General features: G+C 64.9%; 25 protein-coding genes. 10 read left to right on the top strand and 15 right to left on the bottom strand.

Annotation, left to right across the window (positions count from 1 at the left end; all coding sequences use genetic code 11):
* Nucleotides 1-161: 161 nt before the first annotated feature.
* From shc to G3N98_RS23585, 4 genes are all read right to left on the bottom strand, one after another.
* On the bottom strand, nt 162-2,135 hold the full coding sequence (gene shc, locus G3N98_RS23570) for a squalene--hopene cyclase (RefSeq protein WP_206149376.1): 1,974 nt from the start codon (nt 2,133-2,135) through the stop codon (nt 162-164).
* A 15-nt stretch (nt 2,136-2,150) separates the two neighbouring features.
* On the bottom strand, nt 2,151-3,404 hold the full coding sequence (gene hpnE / locus G3N98_RS23575) for a hydroxysqualene dehydroxylase HpnE (protein WP_175239530.1): 1,254 nt from the start codon (nt 3,402-3,404) through the stop codon (nt 2,151-2,153).
* Between the two features lie 13 nt (nt 3,405-3,417).
* Nucleotides 3,418-4,266, bottom strand: coding sequence for a presqualene diphosphate synthase HpnD (gene hpnD / locus G3N98_RS23580; protein WP_089428727.1), 849 nt, complete (start codon nt 4,264-4,266; stop codon nt 3,418-3,420).
* Nucleotides 4,267-4,525: 259 nt separating this feature from the next.
* Nucleotides 4,526-4,858, bottom strand: a complete 333-nt coding sequence (locus G3N98_RS23585) for a hypothetical protein (protein ID WP_046548815.1) — start codon at nt 4,856-4,858, stop codon at nt 4,526-4,528.
* A 175-nt stretch (nt 4,859-5,033) separates the two neighbouring features.
* Between G3N98_RS23585 and G3N98_RS23590 the strand changes: the two genes are divergently transcribed.
* Nucleotides 5,034-5,918: an alpha/beta fold hydrolase gene (locus G3N98_RS23590; RefSeq protein WP_206149377.1), complete on the top strand. Its 885-nt coding sequence runs from the start codon at nt 5,034-5,036 to the stop codon at nt 5,916-5,918.
* A gap of 54 nt (nt 5,919-5,972) precedes the next feature.
* On the opposite strand, the gene G3N98_RS23595 is transcribed toward G3N98_RS23590, so the two are convergent.
* The 3 genes from G3N98_RS23595 to G3N98_RS23605 are packed head-to-tail and all read right to left on the bottom strand — an operon-like array spanning nt 5,973 to nt 7,895.
* Nucleotides 5,973-6,911 carry a diguanylate cyclase gene (locus G3N98_RS23595; protein WP_089428725.1) on the bottom strand — a complete coding sequence of 313 codons (939 nt, stop codon included), beginning with the start codon at nt 6,909-6,911 and terminating at the stop codon, nt 5,973-5,975.
* Entirely contained in the window at nt 6,908-7,534 is a 627-nt protein-coding gene (locus tag G3N98_RS23600; RefSeq protein WP_039344650.1) for a chemotaxis protein CheC, read from the bottom strand. Before G3N98_RS23600 ends, G3N98_RS23595 begins: the two co-directional genes overlap by 4 nt.
* Nucleotides 7,527-7,895 carry a response regulator gene (locus G3N98_RS23605; protein WP_039344648.1) on the bottom strand — a complete coding sequence of 123 codons (369 nt, stop codon included), beginning with the start codon at nt 7,893-7,895 and terminating at the stop codon, nt 7,527-7,529. Before G3N98_RS23605 ends, G3N98_RS23600 begins: the two co-directional genes overlap by 8 nt.
* Nucleotides 7,896-8,368: 473 nt before the next feature.
* Between G3N98_RS23605 and G3N98_RS23610 the strand changes: the two genes are divergently transcribed.
* Complete coding sequence (locus G3N98_RS23610; RefSeq protein ID WP_206149378.1) at nt 8,369-10,627, top strand: hybrid sensor histidine kinase/response regulator; 2,259 nt, start codon at nt 8,369-8,371, stop codon at nt 10,625-10,627.
* Between the two features lie 52 nt (nt 10,628-10,679).
* Here G3N98_RS23610 and G3N98_RS23615 read toward each other — a convergent pair whose 3' ends face one another.
* A complete protein-coding gene (locus tag G3N98_RS23615) occupies nt 10,680-11,234 on the bottom strand; it encodes an NAD(P)H-dependent oxidoreductase (RefSeq protein ID WP_039344642.1) in 555 nt (184 codons plus the stop codon).
* Nucleotides 11,235-11,600: 366 nt separating this feature from the next.
* On the opposite strand from G3N98_RS23615, the gene G3N98_RS23620 reads away from it, so the two are divergent.
* Both G3N98_RS23620 and G3N98_RS23625 read left to right on the top strand, forming a co-directional pair.
* Nucleotides 11,601-12,200 carry an RNA polymerase factor sigma-70 gene (locus tag G3N98_RS23620; protein WP_069252807.1) on the top strand — a complete coding sequence of 200 codons (600 nt, stop codon included), beginning with the start codon at nt 11,601-11,603 and terminating at the stop codon, nt 12,198-12,200.
* Complete coding sequence (locus G3N98_RS23625) at nt 12,178-12,399, top strand: zf-HC2 domain-containing protein (protein ID WP_089475949.1); 222 nt, start codon at nt 12,178-12,180, stop codon at nt 12,397-12,399. The genes G3N98_RS23620 and G3N98_RS23625 overlap by 23 nt, the downstream gene beginning before the upstream one ends.
* A 136-nt stretch (nt 12,400-12,535) precedes the next feature.
* Here G3N98_RS23625 and arsC read toward each other — a convergent pair whose 3' ends face one another.
* Nucleotides 12,536-12,895: an arsenate reductase (glutaredoxin) gene (gene arsC, locus G3N98_RS23630; protein WP_206149379.1), complete on the bottom strand. Its 360-nt coding sequence runs from the start codon at nt 12,893-12,895 to the stop codon at nt 12,536-12,538.
* A 994-nt stretch (nt 12,896-13,889) separates the two neighbouring features.
* Here arsC and parA point away from each other — a divergent pair.
* Entirely contained in the window at nt 13,890-14,552 is a 663-nt protein-coding gene (gene parA, locus G3N98_RS23635; protein ID WP_011353621.1) for a ParA family partition ATPase, read from the top strand.
* A 23-nt stretch (nt 14,553-14,575) separates the two neighbouring features.
* On the top strand, nt 14,576-15,637 hold the full coding sequence (locus G3N98_RS23640) for a ParB/RepB/Spo0J family partition protein (protein ID WP_206149380.1): 1,062 nt from the start codon (nt 14,576-14,578) through the stop codon (nt 15,635-15,637).
* Nucleotides 15,638-15,727: 90 nt separating this feature from the next.
* Here G3N98_RS23640 and G3N98_RS23645 read toward each other — a convergent pair whose 3' ends face one another.
* Nucleotides 15,728-17,095, bottom strand: coding sequence for a replication initiation protein (locus G3N98_RS23645; protein WP_089428720.1), 1,368 nt, complete (start codon nt 17,093-17,095; stop codon nt 15,728-15,730).
* A 544-nt stretch (nt 17,096-17,639) separates the two neighbouring features.
* Here G3N98_RS23645 and G3N98_RS23650 point away from each other — a divergent pair.
* Both G3N98_RS23650 and G3N98_RS23655 read left to right on the top strand, forming a co-directional pair.
* Nucleotides 17,640-18,002 (top strand): hypothetical protein, encoded by a 363-nt coding sequence (locus G3N98_RS23650; RefSeq protein WP_206149381.1) that lies wholly within the window; start codon nt 17,640-17,642, stop codon nt 18,000-18,002.
* 914 nt (nt 18,003-18,916) lie between these two features.
* Nucleotides 18,917-20,098 (top strand): DNA-binding protein, encoded by a 1,182-nt coding sequence (locus G3N98_RS23655; RefSeq protein WP_206149382.1) that lies wholly within the window; start codon nt 18,917-18,919, stop codon nt 20,096-20,098.
* Between the two features lie 136 nt (nt 20,099-20,234).
* Here G3N98_RS23655 and G3N98_RS23660 read toward each other — a convergent pair whose 3' ends face one another.
* From G3N98_RS23660 to G3N98_RS23670, 3 genes are all read right to left on the bottom strand, one after another.
* Complete coding sequence (locus G3N98_RS23660) at nt 20,235-21,254, bottom strand: tyrosine-type recombinase/integrase (RefSeq protein WP_089475954.1); 1,020 nt, start codon at nt 21,252-21,254, stop codon at nt 20,235-20,237.
* A 102-nt stretch (nt 21,255-21,356) separates the two neighbouring features.
* Nucleotides 21,357-21,737, bottom strand: coding sequence for a DUF2471 family protein (locus G3N98_RS23665; protein ID WP_089475955.1), 381 nt, complete (start codon nt 21,735-21,737; stop codon nt 21,357-21,359).
* A 148-nt stretch (nt 21,738-21,885) separates the two neighbouring features.
* Nucleotides 21,886-22,497, bottom strand: coding sequence for an XRE family transcriptional regulator (locus G3N98_RS23670; protein ID WP_089428716.1), 612 nt, complete (start codon nt 22,495-22,497; stop codon nt 21,886-21,888).
* 161 nt (nt 22,498-22,658) lie between these two features.
* Between G3N98_RS23670 and G3N98_RS23675 the strand changes: the two genes are divergently transcribed.
* Nucleotides 22,659-23,858 carry a glycine C-acetyltransferase gene (locus G3N98_RS23675; RefSeq protein WP_089475956.1) on the top strand — a complete coding sequence of 400 codons (1,200 nt, stop codon included), beginning with the start codon at nt 22,659-22,661 and terminating at the stop codon, nt 23,856-23,858.
* Between the two features lie 13 nt (nt 23,859-23,871).
* Nucleotides 23,872-24,900, top strand: a complete 1,029-nt coding sequence (tdh, locus tag G3N98_RS23680) for an L-threonine 3-dehydrogenase (RefSeq protein ID WP_011356765.1) — start codon at nt 23,872-23,874, stop codon at nt 24,898-24,900.
* 397 nt (nt 24,901-25,297) lie between these two features.
* Here the strand turns inward: tdh and G3N98_RS23685 are convergent, their stop codons facing one another.
* Both G3N98_RS23685 and G3N98_RS23690 read right to left on the bottom strand, forming a co-directional pair.
* The gene (locus G3N98_RS23685; protein WP_089475957.1) at nt 25,298-25,714 is read right to left on the bottom strand and encodes a hypothetical protein; all 417 of its coding nucleotides are present in this window, start codon (nt 25,712-25,714) and stop codon (nt 25,298-25,300) included.
* Entirely contained in the window at nt 25,711-26,349 is a 639-nt protein-coding gene (locus G3N98_RS23690) for a GNAT family N-acetyltransferase (protein WP_206149383.1), read from the bottom strand. The genes G3N98_RS23685 and G3N98_RS23690 overlap by 4 nt, the downstream gene beginning before the upstream one ends.
* Nucleotides 26,350-26,525 lie beyond the last annotated feature (176 nt).

Here is a 26,525-nt window from a genome sequence, read left to right on the forward strand (position 1 = left end):
TCGCAACCGCGCGCGGTCGCCTCGGTCAGCGCGCGTTCGAGGCGGTCGGCCCGTGCGGCAAAGACGGCTTCGACGCCGTCGCCGCGTGCGATGCGCGCCTCGAACGCCATCCCCGTCACAGCGATGACGGGCAACGAGCCGGTGGATTGCGGCGCCACGCGTTACAGCCCGACCGTCACGCGCGTGGTGTTGTCGCGCTTCAGGTTGCGATAGCGGGCGAGCGCCCACAGCGGGAAGAACTTGCGATAGCCGTGATAGCGCAGGTAGAACACGCGCGGGAAGCCCGTCGCCGTGAAGCGCGTCTCGTCCCACAAGCCTTCTTCGTTCTGCTCGGCGATCAGGTAGTCGATGCCGCGCGCCACCGCCGGGTTGTTCACCTCGCCGGCCGCCATCAGGCCGAGCAGCGCCCACGCGGTTTGCGACGCGGTGCTCGGCGCCTGCTCGAAACCGCGATAGTTCAGCTTGTAGCTGTCGCCGTCCTCACCCCAGCCGCCATCCTTGTTCTGGATCGACAGCAGCCACTGCGCACCGCGCTTCATGCGCGGATCGTCAGGCGTCAGGCCGGCCGCGTTCAGCGAGCACAGTGCCGTCCACGTGCCGTACACGTAGTTCATCCCCCAGCGGCCATACCAGCTGCCGTCCGGTTCCTGTTCCTTGAGCATGTAGTCGAGTGCGCGACGTGCCGGCTCGCTGTTCAGCGGCGTCTCGCCGAGCTGCGACAGCATCGACAGGCAGCGGCCCGACACGTCGGCCGTCGGCGGATCGAGCAGCGCGCCGTGATCCGAGAACGGGATGTTGTTCAGGTAGTACTGCGTGTTCTCCGGTTCGAACGCGCCCCAACCGCCGTCGCTGCTCTGCATCCCGACGACCCACTCGCGCGCACGCGCGATCGAATCGCGATACGCATCGTTCTGCTTGAGTTGCTGCGCGCGCTCCATCGCCACCGCGACCACCGCCGTATCGTCGACGTCCGGGTAGTGCGCGTTCGCGTACTGGAACGCCCAGCCGCCGGGCCGCACGTGCGGGCGGCGCGAGATCCAGTCGCCGCGCACGTCGAGGATCTGCAGCGGGCGCAGCCATTCGAGGCCGCGGATCGCGGCATCCTCGGCACGCGCGTCGCGCGTTTCGAGCAGCGCATGCGCGGCGAGCGACGTGTCCCACACCGGCGACAGGCACGGCTGGCAATACGCTTCATCGTCGTGCACGACGAGCAGCTTCTCGATCGACTTGCGCGCGATCGCGCGGTTCGGGTGATCTTCCGCGTAGCCAAGCGCGTCGTACATCATCACCGAGTTGGCCATCGCCGGATAGATCGCGCCGAGGCCGTCCTCGCCGTTCAGGCGCTCGTCGACGAACGACACGGCCTGGCGGATCGCGCGTTCGCGCGTGTAGTTCGGGAACAACCCGTCGACCGCGCGCAACGCATGATCGACCACGCGGAAGAACGCGAACCAGCCGGGGCTCTGGTGGCCCTGGCGCGGCAGCAGCCCGGCGTTGACGGGCGGATCGATGAACAGTTCGTCGATGCGCACGCCGCGCGGGTTCTTCGCGAGCGGGCGCTTCGCGTTCAGCACGAGCAGCGGCACGATCACGGTGCGCGCCCAGTACGAGACCTTCGACAGATGGAACGGGAACCACTGCGGCAGCAGCATGATCTCGACCGGCATCATCGGCACCGCGCGCCACGGAATCGCGCCGTACAACGCGAGCTGGATGCGCGTGAACACGTTCGACATCTCGGCGCCGCCCATCGCGTGGATGGCCCGGCGCGCACGTTGCATGTGCTCGGCGTTCTCGTCGTCGCCGATCACCTTCAGCGCGAAATACGCCTTCACGCTCGCGCTGATGTTCGGCGCGCCGTCGGTGAACAGCGGCCAGCCGCCGTCGGCCTGCTGGATGCGGCGCAGATACTTGCCGATCTTCTGTTCGAGCTCGAGGTTCGGCGTCTCGCCGAGATAGTGGACGAGCAGCACGTATTCGGCGGGAATCGTCGAATCGGCTTCGAGTTCGTAGACCCAGTGGCCATCCGCGTTCTGCGCGGCCAGCAGCGCGTCGGTCGCACGCGCGACGGCCGTATCGACGCTGGCCGGCACGGCGCCGGCGGACAGGGTAGCCATTTCGGTGAGATCGTTCATCGGTCCCTCTTTTACTTACTGTGTCTGGAGCACGTCCGCGGCCAGCTGGCCGGAGCGGATCGCACCCTCGATCGTGGCGGGCAAGCCGGTGGCAATCCAGTCGCCCGCCAGCACAAGATTGGTCCAGCGCGTACGCACGGCCGGACGCTTCATTTCCTGCGACGGCACCGCCGCAAAGCCCGCGCGCGGCTCGACGACGAGCTGCCACGCGGGGATGGTTGCCGGGTTCGCGCCGGTCACGCGCGCGACGTCTTCCCAGATGCGCCGCGCGAGCGTGTCGCGCGGCGTGTCGAGCCAGCGGCCCGCGTCGCGGATCGTCGCCGCGAGCTGGCCGCCGCCGGTGCGCACCGTATCGACCACACCGTTGACCACCGACGTCTGCAGCGGGTTGCCGGCCGGCGCTTCAGCCGCGAAATACGCGGTCACGACCGCGCTGAACGTGTCGGGCGCGGTGAGTTCGGGCACGAGCGGCTGCGCGACCTCGGGCGGCACGGCCAGCACGACGGCGTCGCCCGGTGCGAGATCGATCCGCTCGCCGCCGACCGAAACCGCATCGACCGCGTTGCCGTGCGCGCCGAATTCGAACGCGTCGAGCCGCGAGTTCAGCCGGATCTGCGCGCCGCCGTGCTGCAGCATCCGCAGCGCCGGTTCGACGAATGCGCTGCCGAGGCCGTGTCGCGCGACGAGCGGACGGCAAGCAGGGCCGCCCGCGGAAAACGTGCTGCACAGCGCCGCGCGCGCGAGTTCGGCACTCGCGTGGCGCGGCTCGACGTTCAGCACACCGAGGAAATACGGCCGCAGCCAACGCTCCCACAACATGCCGTCGCATCGCATCGTCTGTGCGAGTGAGCGGCCCATCCGCGCGAACGCGAGCGGGGCGAGCGCGAGGTAGTCGAGCGGCGTCGTGTCCGGCGCGCGCGACGCGGCATCGAACAGCCACGACGGCCAGCGCCCGTTGCCGAAGCGCAGCGTCCAGCGCTGCTGCGACGCGACGTCGACGACCGGGAATTCAGGCAGCGCGGGCCCCGTGAGCTGGTCGGCCGCGCCGATCGCGCGCAGGTAGCGCTGCGTCGCGGGCTGTCCCGCGAACACCGTGTGCAGCCCGCTGTCGAGCGTCGTGTTCAGCGTCCCGTCGAACCACGAGCGGCAGCGGCCGCCCGCATGCGCGTGCGCGTCGTGCAGCACGATGCGCCGCCCGCGGCGTTGCAGCTCGACCGCGGCCGACAGGCCGGCAACGCCGGCGCCGATCACGTGGACGGTCCTGGGCATCGACTCGGTCGGCTCAGAACAGCGCGTAGCGCGCGGCGATCATCAGCATGCGCGCCTTCGGCTTGCGCAGCGGTGCGCGCGGGAAGGCAAAGCCGCGTGCGATCGCGGCTTCGAGAATGCAGCGATACGCGCCCGACATGATGCGCGGCGCCTTCACCTGCGCACGCGCGCAGGTGTCCATCACCGCGTCGGCCTGGCGGAAGTGCTCGAGCGCGCGCTCGACGAGCGTCGCGCACACGCGCGGCAGCGCCGGATCGCGCACGATCGTCGCCGGGTCGGTGATCGCGATGCCTTCGCGCGCAAGCAGCTCGCGCGGCAGGTAGCAACGGTTGATCGCCGCATCGTCGTCGATGTCGCGCAGGATGTTGGTCAGTTGCAGCGCGCGGCCGAGATGATGCGACAGCTTGATCCCTTCGGCTTCCGGCATCCCGAAAATCCTCACCGACAGTCGGCCGGCCGCACTCGCCACGCGATCGCAGAAGAGGTCGAGCGTCGGTTCGTCGGGCGCGCAGATGTCTTCGACCGCATCCATCGCCATCCCGTCGATCATCGCGTGGAAGTCGTCGCGCTGCAGGTTGAATGCGCGGATCTCGCGGTCGAGCGCGGCCAGGTGGCGCGGCGGGCGGCCGGCGAAGCATGCGTCGATGTCCGCGCGCCAGCGATCGAGGCCCGCGTGGCGCTCGGCGCGTGGCAGGTCGCTGTCGGCGATGTCGTCGACCGCGCGGCAAAACGCGTAGACCTGGAACATCGCATCGCGCTGCACGGCCGGCAGGATGCGCATCGCAAGATAGAAAGAACTGCCCGATGTGACGGCAGCGGCGTCGGTTTCTTGTTCGTCCACGACGGAATGGGAAACGGCCAAGACGAGCTCCACGGAGACACCCACGCGGGGCGATTGAAGAAGCCATGCCCGGCTGGGATGGTCAGGGTGTCAAATGCGTGCGAGATATGCGAACGATCGACACAGACAGGCACAAATTACCGGCCGGAAGCCGGAATTGGGCGAAAGTATAGCAATCTTTGAAGTTCGATGGCGGACACGCGCCACGTGCGGCGGCACGCCGGAAGCCGTTGGCCGGCAAGCGCGGCCGGCCCGGGCGGGCCCCGGCGCCGGCGGCGCGTCAGCCGTAGACGATGTCGCGTTGCAGGTCGAGCGCAATGAGCCCCATTTCGCGGGTGAGCTGCAGCATCGAGCGGCGTTCGAGGCGCGAGCCCATGAAGCTCGTCACGCGGCCGTCGGGCTCCGCGGTGAACTGGAATGTCGCGCCGCCCGTGCCGAACCACGCGCCCGGCACGTCGGGCGATTCCTGCCAGTCGATCTGCGCGAACACGCGTGCGATGCCCGCACGCACCAGGTCGCCCGGGCCGATCGGCGGCGCGATGTCGCCGAGGTCGTCGAGCGAATAGGGGCCAGGCTTGTCCGGCCTCCGGTAGAAGAGATAGTCGACGTTCATGGGGCGCAATCGCAGGCAAAGCAACAAATTAGCGTGCTTCGCGATAAATTCAAATCAGATACGAACGAAATGTGGCCTGTACGAGACAAGAGGGACGGATCGAATCCGGCCCGTCAGGGCGCACACGGGTTCGTCTAAGATGACACCTTTCTCAAGATCTGAAGACCCGGACACCATGGAGACGAACGCAAGCGCCACCCCGCAGTCCGATCATCCCGTTTTCGTGCTCGTGCATGGCGCCTGGCACGGCGCGTGGTGCTACGCGCACGTCGCGACCGCGCTGGCCGCGCGCGGCCACCTGTCGATCGCGCGTGACCTGCCCGCGCACGGCATCAACGCCCGTTTTCCCGCTTCCTACTTCGCACGCCCGCTCGACAAGGACGCGTTCGGCGCCGAGCCGTCGCCGGTCGCCAACACGACGCTCGATGATTACGCCACGCAGGTGATGCAGGCGGTCGACGACGCGTACGCACTCGGCCGCGGCAAGGTCGTGCTCGTCGGGCACAGCATGGGCGGCCTCGCGATCACGGCGGCCGCCGAACGCGCGCCGGACAAGATCGCGAAGATCGTCTATCTCGCGGCCTTCATGCCCGCGTCGGGCGTGCCGGGCCTCGACTACGTGCGCGCACCTGAAAACAAGGGGGAAATGCTCGGCCCGCTGATGCTGGCGAGCCCGCGCGTCGCCGGTGCGCTGCGCATCGATCCGCGCAGCGGCGACGCCGCCTATCGCGAGCTCGCGAAGCGCGCGCTGTACGACGACGTGCCGCAGGCCGACTTCGAGGCCGTCGCGAACCTGATGAGCTGCGACGTGCCGGCCGCGCCGTTCGCGACCGCGATCCCGACGACGGCCGCACGCTGGGGCGCGATCGACCGTCACTACATCAAGTGCCTGCAGGATCGCGTGATCCTGCCCGCGCTGCAACAGCGCTTCATCGACGAAGCCGACGCGTTCGCGCCCGGCAACCCGACCCACGTGCACCAGCTCGACAGCAGCCATTCGCCGTTCATGTCGCAGCCGGCCGTGCTCGCCGGCGTCCTGGCCGACATCGCGAAAAGCTGAGCGCGGCACGCGCCCGGCGCATCCGCTCCGCGCACGGCGGGGCGGATGCGCTACCTATGCATACGCGACCGACCGGTCGCGCCCGAGCCGCTTCGCGCGATAGAGCGCGGCGTCGGCCTCGTTGACGAGCACGTCGCTGGTCGGCGCGCCCGCCTTCGCACACGCGCCGCCGACGCTCGCCGTCACCGGCACGCTGACCCCCTCGGCATCGACCGGCACGCTGCCGATCGCATCGCGCACCTTGTCGGCCACGAGCATCGCCTCGTCGAGATTCGTGCATGGCAGCAGCAACGCGAATTCCTCGCCGCCGAAGCGGCCGAACGTATCCTGCGCGCGCACGATCGACGCTACGCGACGCGCCGTCTCGCGCAGCACGGCATCGCCGGCCGCATGCCCGAAGCGGTCGTTGATCGTCTTGAAGTGGTCGAGGTCGAACAGCAGCACCGACATGTCGCCGCCATAGCGCTGCCAGCGCGCGAATTCGTCGCTGAGCCGCGCCTCGAAGAAGCGCCGGTTCGCGATGCCGGTCAGGCCGTCGCGATTCGCGTGCTCGCGCAGCTTCGCGACCGCTTCCTCGCGCTCGCGCTGCATCACGCTCACATGCGTGACGTCCGAGATCGTCACGCACACGGCTTCGACGTCGCGGCCGCGCGTGAGCGGCATGAACGTGCAGTCCTGCTGCATGTAGTCGACGCCCCCCGTGATCGGCCGGTCGTGCTCGAAGCGGAACAGGTAGGGCCGCTGCTCCCACGAGCTGAACGCGAAGCTGCCGAGCTGGAACACGCTCTCGAGCTTGCGCGACAGCCACGCGCGCGGCAGGTCGGGAAAACAGTCGAACAGGTTGCGGCCGATCACGTCCGCGGCCGGGATGCCGCTGTGGTCCTGCATGAAGCGATTCCACATCAGCACGTTCATCGCGCGGTCGAGCACGAACAGGCCGAAGCCCACCCGCTCGATCACGAGGTCGCTCAGCGACGAGGTGGCGGCCGTCATAGCGCGGACAGCAACGCGTCGAGCGCGTCGCCCATCAGCCGGATCGAATCCTCGGCCATCAGCATCACGAAGTGGGCCCGGAACGCGTGGTCCTCGAGCCCGAAGTTCACTTCCAGCAGCAATGCCACGCTCCATGCCAGCTCGGTCGGCTGGAATACGTCGTCGAACGACACGTTCGCGCCGAGCAGCCCCGGCGGAAAGAACACGGGCTTGCGGCCGAGCTCGTCGAGGATCGACGCGACGCACGCACCCATCAGCACGTTCGCGACGTCGAACACGACTTCGTCGGGTGTCGCCATCCCGCCGTACACGCCATCGCCGAACGTGCGGTCGACGACCGACATGAGCCGCGCGATGCTCGCGGTGCGGCACAACACGATCGCCTCGCCCTTGATGTCGGAACGAAAACCCTGGCGCACGGCGGTCACGTTGTCGTGAATGCCCGTCATCTCGCGCAGCGCGTCGCCCGCGTCGGTCGCTTTCACGACCCGCACGCGCGGCACCGACAGCTCGATGAAGTGCCCGAGCAACAACGCGAGCCGCGCGGCGGCGCGGCCCATTGCGAGGTTGGCGATCTCCTGCAACGCGTCGCGTTGCTCCGCCGTGAACACCGAGTCAGGCATACAACCCATACTCCTTGAGAATGGGCAGCAATGCCTCCGACGTCACGGGCTTGGCTACGAATGCGATCGCGCCCAATTCGCGCACGCGTGCTTGCGCCTGCGGCTGAATATCGGCGGATACCACGATCACGAACGTGTTCAGATCTTCGTGGCGCAGTGTCTCCAGGACCTGATATCCGCTCATGTCGGGCATCGTCAGGTCCAGAAACATTACGGAAGCTTTGCCGTCACGATAGAGCGCCAAGGCCTCTCGACCATTCGCGGCATACGCGACTTCGACGTCCCAGCCTCCCGGCAGCGCCTTTGTCAGAAGTTTGCGAGCGAGCAGCGAATCGTCGGCAATTACAATCGGCAAAGGCATGGGGCGATGCGGTATACGGAATGGTCTCTCTCGCGTTAACGACCGCGCGGCGCACTTCTTTAGGCGCCATGCGTTCGGGTGTGCGGGCAACCGTCTGGCGGCCGCGCGCGGGCGCCGCGACGCGGAGTGCGCGCGACGCACCGCGCGGCGAACACCGGCGGGCGCATATATCTGTCATAGGGAAAGCAAGGCGCGATTCTCTGAGTAAACCGGAGGCGATGCAACTCGCCATTTTCAGCATTTCGAACAGAATTGATCCGAACACGCGCGATTCCGAAAACAGCCCAGACCATTTTCGAGATAAGCACGCAAAATTTTTCCTTGTGTACGTTTGCGCTGCCGGATTCGTCGCGTTTTCAATCTGACAATTTCCCCCTGTCGAAATCGACAGGATGGCTGGCGTCCGGGGCCGTGCGGCGGGCCGTCACAACTCGTTTATGATGGCAGGCACCTCCGCCTCACCCGCTTCCTCGATGATGTCCGACCGGCCCGCCGATTCCCACGCTCCCGCCTCCCCACCCGCCGACGACTGGCAGGACGACGGCAACTATGCGTCCGGTGCGCCCGAGCACGATTTCGCGGTGCGTCGCATGACGCTGATCGTGCTGCTCGTCGCGGCGATCGTGCTGCCGTGCATCTACGTCGTGGTGATGGCGTACAACGACCTGAAGACGCGCGAGGCCGCCGCGAGCGACGTGACGATGCGCACGGTGCGGGTGGCCGAGGAGCACGCGCTCAAGGTGTTCGACCTGAGCGAGACGCTCGATGCGCGCATCGTCGATCTCGTGCAGGACATGGACGACGCGACCGTGCGCAACCGGGAGTCCGACATCCACGAAGCGCTGAACACGATCGGCGGCGGCTATCCGCAGGTGGCCGCCGTGTCGATCTTCGGCGCGAGCGGGATGCTGCTCGCGAACAGCCTCTACTATCCGGCGCCCTACGCGTCGATCGCGAACCGCGACGACTTCGCCGGCATCCGCGACGGCAAGGTCATCGAACACATCTCGCGGCTGATGATGGGGCCGCTCAAGCTCGAGAACATTCCCGTGTTCAACACGGGCGTCGCGCGGCGCCATAGCGACGGTTCGTTCGCCGGGATGGTGTCGATCGCGCTGAAGTCGTCGTATTTCAACGCGTTCTACCGCGACCTGCTCGGCGGAGCGAGCACGCCGATGACGATGGCGCTCGCGCGCTCGGACGGCGCGGTGATCGCGTCGTATCCGCCGCCGCCGGCACTCGCGCACACCGATCGCGCCGTCACGTTCGGCGACGCGCGCAACGATCCGCGCGCCGGCGTCGTGCGCGTGCGCCACGACGGCGCGAGCAGCGAGATCGTCGCGTATCGCCAGGTCGGCAGCTATCCCGTCTACGTGACGTGCTCGTACCGCACGTCGGCGATCTGGCATGAATGGTACGAACACCTGAGCGTGCTGTTCATCTCGATGTTCGCGCCGTCGATTGCGCTGTGGTCCGTGATCTGGCTGTCGCTCAAGCGGCTGAAGGCGGAAGAGGAGGCGTGGGACCGCTGGCAGGCCGAAGCGTCGATGCGGCGCTCGATCGAATCGGCATACCGGCAGTCGCGCAAGATGCAGGCGCTCGGCAATCTCGTCGGCAGCGTCGCGCACGACTTCAACAACCTGCTGATGATCATCTCGAGCAACGTGCAGATCGCGCGTCGGCGCGGGGTCCAGCATCTCGACAAGGAACTCGGCGCGATCGAACGCGCGCTGAAGAACGGGCAGTCGCTCACGCGCCAGCTCCTCGGTGTCGCGCGCAAGCAGCCGCTGCACAACGAGACGATCGACGTCGGGCAATGGGTCGGCACGTGCCGCGAACTGCTGAAGACATCGCTCGGTTCGAAATCGTCGCTGGTCGTCGCGATCGAGCCGGGTGTCTGGCCGATCCGCGTCGACGTCGCGGAGCTCGAGCTCGCGGTGATCAATCTCGCGGTCAACGCGCGCGACGCGATGACGACCGGCGGCCGCTTCACCGTCGGCGCGCGCAACGTGACGCTACGTCGCGAGGACGGTTTTCCGCTCACCGGCGATTTCGTGCAGATCTCGCTCGACGATACGGGTTCGGGCATGGCGCCCGACGTGCTCGCGCGCGCGTTCGAGCCGCTGTTCACGACGAAGGCGCAGGGGATGGGGACGGGGCTCGGCCTGCCGCAGGTGTTCGCGTTCTGCGAACGCTCGGGCGGCCTCGCGACGATCGACAGCGCGGTCGGCGCTGGCACGTCGGTGCGCCTCTATCTGCCGCGCGCACGCGTCGAGGATGTCGTCGCGCGGCCGCCGGCGGTCGTGCACGATGCAGGGGCGGGGACGCTCGCCGGGCTGCACGTGCTGCTCGTCGAGGACAACGGCGAAGTCGCGGCCGGCACCGAAGCGCTGCTGTCGCTGCTCGGGCACCGCGTGACCTACGCGCCCACCGCCGACGACGCGTTGCGCCTGATCGAAGGCGCGGCCGCGAACGACGCGTTCGATCTCGTGATTTCGGATATCCACATGCCGGGCCGCCTGAACGGCATCGACCTCGCCGAAGCGGTCGAACAACGGCCGGAGAAACTGCCCGTGATACTCGTCACGGGTTACGCGGAGGAGCTCGACCGCACGCGCACCGTCAACGTCCGCGTGCTGTCGAAGCCGTTCGACATCGCGCTGCTCGACGAGATCCTGCTGGGCATCCGTGAAGCGCGCGATGCACGACACGCGCGGCACGCCGGCACGTGACCCGCTGCGTGCGGGCCCGCGCCGGTGCCGGCGGCGTGATCGGGCGTGGCGCTCAGGCCGACTTCAGCAAGCGCACCCAGCCCGTGTAGCGATCGACGAAGCCCTGCAGGAACTTGCGGGTGTCTTCGCTGACGATCTGGCCCTGGTCGTCGATGCGCGCCGGATCGTGCTTGATGAACATCTCGGGCTGCCCGAGCGTCTTCACGTCGAGATACGCGAGCACGTTGCGCAGGTGCTGCTGTGCGAGCGCGGTGCCCGTCGCACCCGGCGACGTGCCGAGCACGGCACCCGGCTTGCCCGACCACGAGTTGGAACCCCATGGGCGCGAGCCCCAGTCCAGCGCATTCTTCAGCACGCCCGGAATCGAGCGGTTGTACTCGGGCGTGAAGAACAACAGCGCGTCGGCGGCCTCGATCGACTGCTTGAAGCGCTTCGCGACTTCCGGGAAATCCGCGTCGTAGTCCTGGCTGTACAGCGGCAGCTCGCCGATCTCGACGAACTCGAACGAGAAATCGGCGGGGGCGAGCGAGATCACGGCGTGTGCGAGCGCGCGGTTCGACGAAGCGCGACGCAGGCTGCCGACGACCACAGCGATGCGATAGGACATGACATTCTCCTTCCGGTGAGTGAGGAATCGGATCGATTACTTCCGAACGGGCGACAAAGGTCTGTTTATAGGCAAGCCAGCCCGCGAACCGCCCCACGGGGCCGTCCGGCCGACTTTCCACAAGGTTTTCCACAGAAATTGTGGATAACTCGGCCGTTATGCTCTGACATTACAGATTGCCTACCGCGAGTCGTTGCCGACACGCGACACAGGGTTCGGCAAGCATAGCGCAGCGCGCCGGCCGGTTTCGTGAATTCGTGACGGAACATGCATTGCAGGCCGGCACCGCGCCCAGTAAGCTGCTCGCACAGCGATGCGCCTGCCCTGTGGCGCACGCGCGATCGCTTCGAGACTTGCAACCCATTCATGCCGTCCGCCTACGACGATCCCGTTTATCTCGCGCAACTGCGGCGCGACCTGCTGCGCTTCGCGCGGCTCCAGCTCCGTGATGCCGATGCGGCCGAAGACGCCGTGCAGGAAGCACTCGCCGCCGCGTGGTCGCATGCGGGCGATTTCGCCGGGCTGTCGGCGCACAAGACCTGGGTGTTCGGCATCCTGCGCAACAAGCTGATCGACGTGCTGCGCGCGCGGCAGCGGACGGTGAGCCTGTCCGCGCTCGATGCCGAGCTCGACGGCGAATCGGTGCTCGATCGCGAGCTGTTCAAGGAAAACGGGCACTGGGCCGCGCATGCGAAACCGCGACCGTGGCCACGCCCCGAAACGCTGTTGCAGCAGCAGCAGTTCTGGACGCTGTTCGAGGCCTGCCTCGATCACCTGCCGGAGCAGATCGGGCGCGTGTTCATGATGCGCGAATTCCTCGACTTCGAAATGACGGACATCTGCAGCGAATTGACGCTGACGACGAATCATTGCAGCGTGCTGCTTTACCGGGCGCGCACGCGCCTGCGAACCTGCCTGAGCGAACAAGGATTGACGACCGAAGATGCTGCCGGGGAAATGTACTGACGTGACGCGACTGCTGTCGGATGCACTCGACCGGCATCTGACCCTGCATGAGCGCCTGCAGGTGCGCGTACACCTGCCGACCTGCAGTGGCTGCAGAGCCTATCGCGGGCAGATCGCGCTGCTTCGGACGGCCGCGAAAGCGGCGGCGGGGCGGGGGCCTGCCCCGGATGATGACGGTGCGTCGTCCGGGGAGGGCTAGGCCCGGATCGCTTGACGGCGATCTTCAGGGCCGGGGTCGCATGCTGCCCGGTGATCGAGCTGGCTTCAATTGCCGATGCTCGTGCTAGTGCTTGTGCTGGGCTGATGCAATCAAAAAAAAATACGGCGGGCAAGAATTATTCGAACAGCGCCTGCACCGATTCGGGCGGCCGGCCGATGGCGGCCTTGCCGCGGTAAACGACGATGGGGCGCTGCAGCAGAATCGGATGAGCGGCGATCGCCGCGTAGGCTTCCGCATCGGTCAGGTCGGCGCGGGCCAGGTTCAATTCCTTGTACGACTCCTCGCCGTCGCGCAGCATGTCGCGAACCGGGCGGCCAAGCTGCCGATGCAGCGCTTCCAGTTCCTCGACCGTCGGCGGTGTCTTCAGGTACTCGACGACATTCAACGGCGCACCGGTGGTATTCAGCGACTCGACCAACGCAAGCGTCTCGCGCGACTTCGAGCATCGGGGGTTGTGGTAGATCGTGATCATCATTCAGGCCTGGAGGGTAGAGCCCTGTATTGTAGCCAGTCTGTATTGGGGGCTTGGTGGGGCAGGCGACGAGTAATCGGGAGATCGGGCGCGGATTCGCTGCTTCGTAGAGGCCGACGGATGATGCGGCTCGATGGATCGCGAAAGGGGAGTGCTGGTCGGGATGCGCTTCAATGAAATGGTGGGTTTATGCGCATAAAGGCGCGCGAGGCTCTATCGCGGGATGGTGATCAAAGGTTCGCGCGCCTGACCAATACGATGGGGTTCGGTCTGCAAAGGGTGTGGCCGGTGGCGCCGCAGGCCGGTTGGTTTATGCGCATAAAGCCGGCGACTGCCGGGCGCGGGAACCTCGCGATTCGCGGCGCGGTGAATGCAGACGCTTCGGCGCGTGGGTGTGATGCCTGAGTGGGTGTGATGCCTGCTTCGGTGGGATTGCCGCGTCGGTATGCTGCCTCGCAAGTAGGCCGCCCGGCACTGGATTCCGGCGCGGCCGGGAGGTGACCTTCGTTACTCGCCGTCTATCGCTCGCAGTTTATGCGCATAAACGTAGCGCCTGGATAGCGCGTTGGGGCGACGTCCGCGGGTCAAGTGAGATACCTCGATGCTGCATACCCAACCAGGGTGGATCACTCACAACCTACGATCAGAAGCACCTGCCCTCCCGGCACGATCGCGCGCCACGCTTTCCGTGGAGAGTTTATGCGCACAAACTCCACTGCTCTCAGCCGGGGCTACCCCATCGAACGATCGGGCAGTGCACGCTGCCCGCTCGTCAGCTCGCTACTCACACCGACGACGCCACATGCAACGCGACCGAGTCGCTCACAGACCTCGCAGGCATCCGCCACACCATCCGATCAAGTCATCTGCCATCGTCGCTTCGTTTATGCGCATAAACCGATCGTCCAAATGGCCAATGCGTAGTTGTCTAACGACAATTTCATTGAAATCCAAATATCGTCCTGTAGAATTCCAACGACCAAAATAGGAGTGAAAATTGGCCGCGGAAATCATTGCAGTCACTCAACAAAAAGGTGGCGTCGGCAAAAGCACGATTGCCATGCACCTCGGTGCCGCGTTCCATGAAAAAGGGAAGCGCGTCCTCGTCATCGACGCAGACCGTCAAAACACACTGGTTCACTGGTCGAGCGCATCCGGCGACAGCGACACCGGCATTCCGTTTCCGGTCGTCAACCTGGCCGAAGCCGATGGCCAGATCCATCGCGAGATCAAGAAGTTCATCAACGACTACGACATCATCGTCGTGGACTGCCCGCCGTCGATCACCGAAAAGGTATCGGGCGTCGTCCTGTTGGCCGCATCGATTGCCGTGATCCCGACGTCGTCGTCGCCGGCCGATTACTGGTCGAGCGTCGGGCTGGTCAAACTGATCCAGCAGGCGCAGGTCATGAACGAAGACCTCCGCGCCGTCTTCCTGCTGAACAAGACCGAAGAGAAGCGCATGCTGACCCGCGAGCTCAAGCGTGCGCTCGAGGAACTCGGCTTCCCGTTGCTGAAAACGCAGATCCCGACCCGGGAGGCGTACAAGCAGGCGATGGCGCTCGGTCAGACCGTACTGCAGATGAACGATCGTGGCGGCAAGTTGGCCGCCGCAGAAATTCGCGCATGCGCCGACGAAATCGTCGCCATGCTGCCCTGACTTTATGCGCACAAAGGAGTCACATGAAACCCTCCCAATTTGCCAAAGGATTCCAAGCGCGCCCGGATATCACGACGAGCGAGAAGCGCACGGCGCTTGATCGACTCAATGCGATCGACGGCATCGTCAAGTCCGAGACACCTACGCCGGCACCGACCAAATCCGCGAAGAAAGACATCGCGCCGTTGCCCGCTCCCGAACTCACGCTCGATCCGTCGATCGATGAATCGGCGCAATATCGCGCGTGGCGTCTCGAGAACCGCTATGCGCCGGGGCAGGTGATCGAGCTGCCGCTGAAGGCGATCAAGCATAGCCCGTTCAATCCGCGGCACTTCTATCTGAAGTCGTCGATTGCCGAACTCGCCGTCAACCTCGCCAAGCAAGGGCAGCAGCAGGCGATCCACGTGATTCCGGACTACGAGAACCCGGGCACGTATTTCGTCAGCGACGGCGGCCGCCGCGTGCGGGCACTGAAGGAAGCGAACAAGGAATCGGTCAAGGCGATCGTGATCGACGTGCCGATCGGCATCCAGAGCTACAAGCTCGGCTACGATCTCAACGTCCAGCGCGATTCACAAACGGTGTTCGACAACGCCGTCGTGTGGCGCCGCTTCCTCGACGACAAGCATTTCCAGAGCCAGAAGGAGCTCTCCGAGCACCTCGGCCTCGACGAATCGACGGTGGCCGTCGCGCTGTCGATCGGCAAGCTGCCGGAAGCGATCATGCAGGAAATGGTCGCGCGCCCTGATCGCTTCGGTTCGAACATGGCGTATCAGGTCGGCCGCTATCACAACGCGCGCGGCACCGAGGCGACGCTACGGCTGATCAACAAGATCGTGTCCGACGATCTCAGCACGCGCCAGGTGTCGGACATCGTCAAGGGCCGCGTCGCGGCGCAGGAAACGCCGAAGGCCGCAGGGCGTCAGCGCTATGCGCAGCGTCTCGAGATCAAGCTCGGCGGCAAGTCGGTCGGCGACCTGAGATCGTATGGTGAAGATCGCATCGAATTGCGCCTGCGCGGTCTCCCGAAGGACAAGCGCGACGCGATCCTCGAACAGCTCGAGCGGATGCTGTTGTCGGAGTGATGGAAACGGCCGGCAGGGCCTGGTGAAGACGCCGGGCCCGCCAATCGAGGGCGGGGCCGGCGGCGGCCCGTCAGCGGGCCTGAGCGGGCCTCAGGCAGCCCGCGACTGATTCAGCGTGAACGACAGCAGGTCGCCATCCGTCGGCTCGCCCCAGGTCCTCTGGGCCAGCCAGTCGAAAAAGGCCGTCTCGGCCAGCTTGGAATCGAGGCCGCGCTTGCGCCAGTCATCGCGCAGATGCGTGCCCATCGTCGGCAGCGCTTCCGATTCGAACGACTCGCGAGCCACTTCGCGCTCCGCGTCGCCCTGCTCTTCGTACAGCACCTTCGCTTCCTTGCGGCGGAACGCCGCGAACTCGCTCAGCAGACGTGCCTTCAGATCGTCCGGCTGGGCTGCTGCAACCTTCGGGGACGGCGTGCCGGCAGGCAGCGCGTCGACCGACTCGACCGGCGGCGCATAACCCTTCTTCAGCGCATCCTTGAACAACGCCGGCGCGCTGCGCACCGGCGGCAGCGTAGTGCTGCGCATCCGCTGCTCGGTCATCTGCAGTGCGGCACGAATGCGATTCTCCTCGCTGTCCGCATAGAGCGTCTGCGCTTCCTTCAACGGGATCCCGAGCTTCACCATCCGGTCGACCAGCGTGCTGTCGAACACGTTCGGGTGTTCGTCGAGCGCGAGCATCGGCTGCTTGCGTTCGGTCACGCGGAACTGGATCTCCGCGACCCGGCGCCCTTCACGATGCTCGATCAGCTCGACGAAGATGTTGGTGACCGCGTTGACTTCCGCGATCGCGGGACGCAGATAGTCGCGCTTGAAGTACTTGTACTCACGCTTCGCCTCGTCGCCGGCTTCCGTGTCGGGCGTGCCCGACAGGATCGGCCGCCACCATTCCCACGGCTCGCGCATCGTCAGGTGGCTCGGGTTCGTCAGGTAGCGCACGCAGATTTCGTACAGCGCGAGACCGGCGCTGCTGCGCAGCTGGCTCTGGAACTGCAGGCTCAGGCGCGCATACTGGACCGGGTCGAGCAGCTTCTTCTTGATCTTCGGCGCGAACGAGAATTCGACCCACACGCGGCGGGTCGCCGGATCCTCGAGAATTTCCGCGTCGGCGATCAGCGTCGAGATCCCCCACTTGCGGCCCGGCTTCTGGCTCGACGTCCCCGTGCTCCATTCGACCTGCACCGACACCATGCGGCGCAGGTGCTCCTTCACCAGCGCGGTGTCGTTCGAATCGAAAGCGGAGTTGGCGACGATGTCCGACAGCAGCGCGCGATACGTATCGCCCGAGTCGTCGGCCTGCTGCGCCACGGCCAGCAGGACATTGAACAGCTTGCGAGTGAGGAGCGTGATCTTGCCGCTCTTCGGCTGAATTGCGATCGCCTCGACGGCCTTCCGCAATTCGGCTGAACTGGCACTCACCACATCCACATCGGTTTTCTTGGCGCGCTTCGTCGTGGCCATACGTCGGGTCGGAGGAGAAGTTTTCCGGAAGGATAGCGCCTGCGGTGAAGTGCGTCCAGAACGACATGCTCACCATAGCGGGTGAAGTGCGCGTGCAAAACGGCACTCACCCCAGGCGCTCCCGAAAACCCTCACCGCTCCGGATTTGCAGCGTTCCGGACTCGTCCAGACGTGCTGCGGGATGCGCCGATTCACAGAATTTCCCCTGTGCACGATACGTGCGAAAAGGGCTCCCGTATCGGCTCACCTTTCGATTTGTCGTAATTTTACGACTGCGCTGCCGTGCGTTCGGCACAGGGTTGCGATCCCACGTCGATGCGCGTCCCGATCACCCTCCATCGGCCTGTATGCATGTACAGGCGTGACTTGCCGGGAAATCGGAATCGGATCCGACATCCCGAAAGACGCCTGCGAAACCGGGCCGCGCGACCCGATCAGGCGTGCTTTGCCGGCCCGGGCGCGCATTGTACAGCGCACAAACCGTATCGGGTCCCGAAAATACTCACCTCGAGCACAGTGACTTCATTCGTCCGGATATCGGCGAATGCCCGACACGCAGGGGATTCGCCACCAAGGCCTCCCGAAAACGCTCACCTTACCTAAAAATCGCTGTGCCGCCACAGGCAGGGAAACGACTCCCGAAAAACCTCACCGTAACCGCCTCGGTATCAAAAATCCCAATGCCTTCCGATACTTATGCACAGAAAGCATTTGGCTGTGCGCCGCCGACATCCCCCGAAAAGCCTCACCTTTCGACGGAAATCCTTCATACGACAACCTCATGTCAGGCCCCGAAAAATCTCACCTGTGCCAAAAAGTGGCACAGCAAAAACGAGATTTCTTCCAGTCCTGGCGGGCTTTTCGACGAATTCAGCCGCTCACTGGTCCCGTAAAGCCTCACCTTTGACCATTTTTCGGGCAAATTCCATTCCCGAAAAGTCTCACCTGTGGCCGCAATCACAGCCTGTGACCGAGGCCCCGAAAAACCTCACCTTAAGCGGATACGGGCAGGAAAACCCGGATTTCCCTCCCGAAAAGCCTCACCTTTAGGGCTTCACAGGTCCCCAAGAGCGCTTTTGCTGTGCAAAATGGCGTTCGTTTCCCGGAAATCCTCACACCAAACGCCCGTGGAGTCCCGTGAAACCTCACCTTTCGGAAAAACTGCCTAAAAGATGGGCAGAATCGGGGCGCGAAGAAGGTCCCGCAAATTCTCACCTATGTCTGCACAGGCAGAAAACCGTGCAGTCAGGCACTGCGCGGGTTCTGTGGCTGTGAGGCCCCGAAAAGCCTCACCTTTGGTAAATCTCGTGTTTCACTGTGATCCCGAATCCGCTCACGACCTTTCCCGCAACGGCTCACGCAGCTCCCTGAACCCCATCACGTCAGCTCCCGCAGAAGATCACCTTGGCTCCCGTAAAACTTCACCTTGTCGGCCGGAAAGCCTTGCAGCATAAGGCTGTGCCGTGGCGTTAACGTTTTTAACTAAGGGTTCAAGGGTGTTTACTTCTAATACTCTCAAGACATCGGCTGACGAGTTTTCCACAGACACCCCAACCCCTGAACACCGACAGGCAATCGGATCCGCTGTCATGTGAAACAAATGCCGAAATTCGAGGTCTGCAGGAAAATGCTTGCACGACAAGGACTTGGCTAACTTTCTTCGCTTTGTTTCACGGAATCCTGGACCACAGTCGACCGGATTGGCTCACAGACCCGATTTCTGTGCAAAGCGACGTAAATTCACAACGGCAAGCCGAAACAAGTATCGATAAATACGTATTTCGTTATGATTGCCACATTTCAATGTCTGTGAGCACAGCGATGACCCTGGACGAAATACGTCAAGCCATTCGGGACGAACTGGAATCGCTGCGGGCGAACGGTGCACGACGGCAGGAACTGTCGCTGCACGCCTGCAAGCGGTTGTTTTTCGATCTCGGCATCCGGCCGTCGGCTGCCAATGTCCGCGATCTCACCCAGACCGGCAGCGCCAGCGATATCCCGAAAGACATCGACCATTTCTGGGAGCGCATCCGTTCCGCCTCCAAAATCAGGCTCGACGGTGCCGCAATTCCCAAAGCCGTCGAGGAAAAGGCAGGTGCGTTGCTCGGCGCACTCTATGAAGAAGCGTTGAAAGCCGCGCGCGACAGTCTCGATGCAGATCGCGAGCAGGTTCGTGCCGGCATTGCCGACGCCGAACAGCGGTTGCGCGACGCAACCGTCCGCCAGGAGACGCTCGAAGGCGCGCTCGCACGTAGCGAAGCGAAAAACGAGCAGTTGCAGACTCGCGTGACCGAACTCGAGGTCCAGCTCGCGTCGCAAACGACGCACGGTTCGGCCAGTGAAGCGACGTTGCTCACCACAGTCGCTCGACTCGAGAAGGAACTGGCGGCGGCCGCCGGCCGCGTCGAAGCCGAGCAGACACAAAATGCGGCGCTGCGCGATCGCATCGATGCGCTGCAGGCCGAACTGCAGCAGCGCACCGAGCACTACGCGCAGCAAATCAAGGACGCGGTGGCAGAAGCCGAACGCCGCGTGAAGCCGATGCTGGTCGAGCTGGATTCGTTGCGCAGCATGGCGTCGACCTACCAGAGCGGTTTGCGCGACGTTCAACGCAAGGAATTCGATTTCCTGCAGCAACTGAGTTCGGCCAAGGCACGTGCCGACCGGCTCGAAGAACAGTTGCGCAGCCAGGGTGATGAACTGGAACGTGCGACGCGCGATGTGAGTTCGTTGCGCGCGAGCCGCGGCATGAATCCGGAAATCGCCGCGTTGATCCGCCGCCTGGCCGATGCCGGGCAACTGGATGCGGAGGCGTTTGCCGTGATCGGCACCTCGCTGGATCAGGAGATTCCGGTGCCGGCCCATTGTCCGCATTGCGACGGTGAGCCGGAGCTGTCACACAGCGAAGAAGGTTTCGAAGTGGCCTGCCCCGAGTGTGAGCACGCTTCGGGCGCATGGCCGTCCCGATTCGAAGCGGCCGCGCGATTCGCGCACACGTGACGCCAGCATAGGCCGCGCCGCACAGGTGAGGCGATCCGGGGAGCTTGAGGTGAGGTTTTTCGGGAGCTGTGAAACGGTGAGGCTACGCCACACAAGGCTGCTCACGGATCGCTTCGCGTGAGCAGCCAATTCGTGATCAGTGAGTTTCGTCGTGGTCGGACGCGTCACCGTTGCTGTCGGCCAGACCGTCACGCCAGTTCTTCCATGCACGATGCAGGCGGTTCGACGAGATCGGCCGCATGAAGCCCAGCCATTTGCCGACCCGTTCGGGCGGCACGTCGTGTTCGAACAGTTCAGCCGCATAGGTATTGCGCAGCGTTTGCGGGCTCGCGCGCGCGGTGCGCGACGACGTGAGCCCGGCGGATTCGACGATCGCGTCGATCGCGCGCAGCATCGTCGCCTTGTGCATCGGCCGCCCGGCATGGGATGCCGGGAACACGAGCTCCCCCGGAATGTCCTGGCGCTTGCGCTCGGTGAGCCAGGCTTCCAGCAGCGCGATCGCGAACGATGCCAGGTGGGTTTCGCGTGCGAAATCCGGATGCGTCGACTCGATTCGCAGTGACGTTCCACTTGTATTGATGCAACTAATCGTAAGCGCACGCGCTTCGCCGGTTTTGATGCCGGCACCGAGAAAGGCGGCAACGAGTGCGCGGTCGCGCCGCTCTTTCCAGTATGCGGAACCGGATACGCCGATCGGCGAGAACAGGTACGCGAGCAACGTCGCGCGCTCGGCCGGCGTGAGGAAACCGGTCGGTTCGTTGTCGCGCGCCTTGCGCCAGCTCGCTTCGCCATCCTGAGCAATGAACCGGGCCGGGTTGGTCGACGCGTATTCGGTGCGCCGGATGTGGTCGAGCACGCGCTCGATCAGCCGCAAATAGCGCATTCGCTGGGTTTTCCGGATCGGCAGTTCGCCGACGAAATTCGCGATGGTTGCGGTATCGACCGTTGCCAGATTCTTCTGGTGCGCGCGCATCCATGTGAGAAACGCGCCCCATTGTGCGCGATAGACGTCGGCTGATGAGCGGCGATAGTCCTGCATCGCGAGCCAGGCATCGAATGCGGCTTCTGGCGAGACGATCCAGTCGGATGCGCCGCGGTCGAACAGATCTGTTTCTTCCGGGCGTGCCGGGGTGTCGGAAGAGGCGGGAAGAGACATGTGATTTATTCCGTTAGTTGCGTGTATGGTAGCCCTTTCCGCAACGTCTCGGGCAGCAAGAGGCAGGACAAGGTCGCCATACGCGGCGGCCCGGGCTGGAACTCAGTCGCCCCATGCCTTGGCCGGGCGATGAACGCGCGCGGGCGGCGCCGTGTCGTTCGACGCGGTTGACGCTGCTTCATAGGCGAGAACCGCGAACGAAAATACGGCGGGCAGCGCATTCGAGCGCCCGAAGTCGATCGGATCGTCCGTTTCGGGAAACGTCATGTCCAACTGTCGCTCGAACAATTGACGCATGCCGGCCTCGTGCCGGCTGGCAAAGCCGAGATCGGCAAGCGCCTCGGCCTCGATGGCGTGCAGCAGCCGCCACGTCAGCGGGACGCGCTGGTGGATGTAGCGCCCGGCGATATGCCGGACGATCAGCTCGAGGTCGTGCGCGGCAGCCTTGAAGCTGAGCGCGGCCAAATCTTGTTCTTCTGTCATTGCAGGCTCCTGTCGACCGGGCCGGCGCCTCGGTGCGCCGACTCCGGCCCATGCATGGCGGAATGTCCGTATACTGTACAAACATACAGTACTTTCCGCAACTGGCCTGAAACAGACCCTTTGGCCGTTTGGCCAGCTATTCGCGCCGTCAGCGATGGATCACGATCAGCAATGCCCGCGCTTCGGTCTTGCCGGGATTGCGGATTGCGTGCGGCTCATCGGCCGGGTAGCGCGCGGTGTCGCCCACCTTCAGGCGCCGGCTGGCTGCCGCGGCTTCGATTTCCATCGCGCCCTGCAGCACGGTGAGGTGCTCGCGCGTGCCGGGTTCATGGGCGTTCGATATCAGTGCACCGCCGCCCGGCAGCGTCAGCTCGTACCACTCGAACTTGCCGGCGAGGTCGATCGGGCCCCACACGCGCAACTGGTAGCGGCCGTCATGGCCGGCGAGTGTCGGGATGTCGTGCGGGCCGTCCACCCGGATCGTCTCGGATGCCTTCGGCTGCGAGAACAGCTCGTCGAGCGTGATGCCGAGCGCGTTCGTCAGCCGCCACGCCACGGCGATCGTTGGGTTGGCCTTGTCGCGTTCGATCTCGGAGAGCATCGATTTCGATACGCCGGCCGCGCGCGACAGGTCGTCGAGCGTCAGCTTGCGTTCGTTGCGCAGCCGCTGGATCTGCTCGCCGACACGCGGCGGCGTCGCGGCCGGCGGTTGCGGTGCGGCGCTGGCGGGCGTGCGCCGCGAACCGGAGGAACTTGCCATCTGGATTCCGTTCGCTTAGAGTTGTTCGATATTTCGAATTCTAGTTCGGAATATCGGATAAATGCGGTCAACCGAACGACCGACTATAACAGTAGCAGGCCGTTGCGCCGCCGCCACGAGTGGCGCGTTGCGGAATGCGAAACCCTGTCAGGAGCTTTGCGATGCGTGATGCCTTTCTCGCCCAGGTGCGCGGGACGCTGGACCAGATCCGCGCGGACGGTTTTTACAAGACCGAGCGCGAGATCGCGAGTCCGCAGGCGGCGGACGTGCGGCTCGCCGGTGGTGCCGGCGTGCTCAATTTCTGCGCGAACAACTATCTGGGTCTGGCGAACGATTCGCGCCTGATCGACGCGGCGAAGGCCGGCCTCGACCAGGACGGCTTCGGCATGGCATCGGTACGCTTCATCTGCGGCACGCAAACCGTGCACAAGCAACTGGAAAGCGCGCTGGCCGCGTTTCTCGGCACCGAGGACAGCATCCTCTATTCGAGCTGCTTCGACGCGAACGGGGGGCTGTTCGAGACGCTGCTCGACGAGAACGACGCGGTGATCAGCGACGAACTGAACCACGCGAGCATCATCGACGGCGTTCGCCTCTGCAAGGCGAAGCGCTTCCGTTACAAGAACAACGACCTGGCCGACCTCGAGGCGAAGCTCAAGGAAGCCGACGCGGCGGGCGCGCGCCACAAGCTGATCGCGACCGACGGCGTGTTCTCGATGGACGGCATCATCGCCGACCTGAAGGGCATCTGCGATCTCGCCGATCGCTACGGTGCGATCGTGATGGTCGACGATTCGCACGCGGTCGGCTTCATCGGCACGCACGGCCGCGGCACGCCCGAGCACTGCGGCGTCGAAGGCCGCGTCGACATCATCACGGGCACGCTCGGCAAGGCGCTCGGCGGTGCATCGGGCGGCTATGTCGCCGCGCGTCGCGAGGTCGTCGAACTGCTGCGCCAGCGCTCGCGCCCGTACCTGTTCTCGAACACGCTCACGCCGAGCATCGCCGCGGCATCGCTGAAGGTGCTGGAACTGCTCGGCAGCGACGAAGGCGCGAAGCTGCGCGAGCGCGTGCGCGAAAACGGCGCGCGGTTCCGCAAGCAGATGACCGAGGCCGGCTTCACACTCGTGCCGGGCGCGCATCCGATCATCCCGGTGATGCTCGGCGACGCGCAGCTCGCGACGAACATGGCCGACAAGCTGCTCGACGAAGGTGTCTACGTGATCGGCTTCTCGTTCCCCGTCGTGCCGCGCGGCCGCGCGCGCATCCGTACGCAGATGAGCGCCGCACATACACCCGAGCAGATCGACCAGACGGTCGCCGCGTTCGTGCGCGTCGGCAAGTCGCTCGGCATCATCTGACGGAGGCGCGATCATGAAAGCACTGGCAAAGCTCGAGCGCGGCCCCGGCCTCACGCTCACGCGCGTGAAGCGCCCCGAAGTCGGTCACAACGACGTGCTGATCAAGATCCGCCGCACGGCGATCTGCGGCACCGACATCCATATCTGGAAGTGGGACGACTGGGCGCAGAAGACGATTCCCGTGCCGATGCACGTCGGTCACGAATATGTCGGCGAGATTGTCGAGATGGGGCAGGAAGTGCGCGGCTTCGCGATCGGCGATCGCGTGTCCGGCGAAGGCCACATCACGTGCGGTTTCTGCCGTAATTGTCGCGCGGGGCGCCGGCATCTGTGCCGCAACACGGTCGGCGTCGGCGTGAACCGCGAAGGCGCGTTCGCCGAGTATCTGGCGATTCCCGCGTTCAACGCATTCAAGATTCCGCCGGAGATTTCCGACGATCTCGCATCGATCTTCGATCCGTTCGGCAACGCGACGCACACGGCGCTGTCGTTCAACCTCGTCGGCGAAGACGTGCTGATCACCGGCGCGGGCCCGATCGGCATCATGGCCGTCGCGATCGCGAAGCACGTCGGCGCGCGCAACGTCGTCATCACCGACATCAACGACTACCGGCTCGAACTCGCGCGCAAGATGGGCGCGACGCGCGCGGTCAACGTCGCGCGCGAGTCGCTGCGCGACGTGATGTCCGACCTGCACATGACCGAAGGCTTCGACGTCGGCCTCGAAATGTCGGGCGTGCCGAGCGCGTTCACGAGCATGCTCGAGGCGATGAACCACGGCGGCAAGGTCGCGCTGCTCGGCATTCCGCCGGCGCAGACGGCGATCGACTGGAACCAGGTGATCTTCAAGGGGCTCGAGATCAAGGGCATCTACGGTCGCGAGATGTTCGAGACCTGGTACAAGATGGTCGCGATGCTGCAGAGCGGCCTCGACCTGTCGCCGATCATCACGCACCGCTTTGCGGCCGACGATTACGAGAAAGGCTTTGCCGCGATGTTGTCGGGTGAAAGCGGCAAGGTGATTCTCGACTGGACGGCCTGAGTGCCGAGAAGGGGCGGTGCGGCGTGTTTGCCGCCTGCCCCGGTTCTGTTTTACGTCTGCGTTTTCGAGTCGAAGCACGCGAATCCGGGCTCAAGGTGAGATTATTCGGGAGCTGTGTTTGCGCGCCGAATCGCGACACCGTCGCACATCGGTGACCTGCAATCGCACGTTCACTTCACCTGTCGTCAGCTGCCTTGCTTCCCGTCATCACGCCGTTCGGCGCCTGGTTCCCCTCTTCCACGCACCACCCTCCTGGCTTGCCGCGTGATCGTTCGCTACGCACGCCATGCGATGCCATGCCGAACCGCACCATCAACCGTGAGCCTTCACGCGTCATTGCGACTCACTCATGCGCGAAGCGATCGACATCGATGGATATCGACCGGTGCGCAGGCCACTACTTGATCCGTTCACCATTCGCCCTTCGCGGGTCGAGCTGAAGACTCAGCATGACGAGCCAGCGCTTCGGGCATTGCGGCGCGATGTCGGCCGGATCGCCGTGCGCGCCGGGAACGGTGACGAACCCGTGTTGCGCCGCGTATTGATAGGCGCGCAACGCGTCCGCCTGCAGCCAGAAGCTGACGAGCGCGCACGTGACGAAGCGGAACAGCAGCACCGTCGCGGCATCCGGCGCGAAGCCGGCCATCACCAGCAGGCTTTCGAACGCGAACGCCAGCGCTTGAGCGACCGCGATCGTGAGAATCGTCAGCTTCAACACACCGCGCAGCCGCCGCGCCGCGCGCACCCGAGCCTGCCGGACGTCGAGCCGGGTGTGATCGTCGCCACCTTCGCGCTTCGGCATATCGTGTTTCATGAAGCGGCTCCGACGTGCCGCGTGACGTCGAATTGCGCCGTATCGGCGGCAACGATGCGATCGCTCCCGACGCTTACGGCTTTGCACAGGATCGTGCTGTCGTAGTTGTGTCCCGGAAAGCGCATCACATCGACCGGTTGAAATCCTTCGCGTCGATAGAAATCGATGAGCCGGACGGCCGCATACGGCGCGTCGAGCGCGAGGTGCGTCGCGCCGCGCGCGGCGGCCCGCCGTTGCGCGAACGCGAGCAGCGAACGGCCGATGCCGCGATCCTGCCAGACGGGATCGACGGCCAGTTGGCCGAGCGTTGCAACGTGCCGGCTGCGATACGGATCGCAGCGGGAATCGGGATCGTGCGAACGCATCGTCATCGTCGCGACCAGGTGCGCATTGCCGAGCGCGACGAAGCACTCGCCGGCGAGCACGCGTTCGCGTGTTGCCGAGGCCGGCTGATCGACGCCCGGGCAGTTGAAGCCCAGTGCGCCAAGCGGTGCGAACGCGCGATGCAGCAGCGCGGTCAACGCGTCGTACGAATCGCTGCGCGGGTCGAAGCGCCGCACGACGACGCGGCCGTCGAGCCGCTTCGCATAAGCCGCATAGGCGCGCGCGGGGCGCGCGGATTCCGGTCGCTGCATGATGTCCTTTGCCCAGACAGGGTGACCGAAGTGTAGTGAGCGTCGCGCGTCCGCTTCAAGAAAAAATGTCGTAAACGCGGCGGGCCATGTCACGCGGCTAGACCGCGATTCAGCCCTCTCGACGACAGGGCTTTTTTCATGCGGGTGTTGACGACGGAGAACGATCGTTCTACCGT

The organism is Burkholderia sp. Tr-20390 (assembly GCF_017104595.1).
In the GTDB taxonomy this organism is placed as follows: Bacteria; Pseudomonadota; Gammaproteobacteria; order Burkholderiales; family Burkholderiaceae; genus Burkholderia.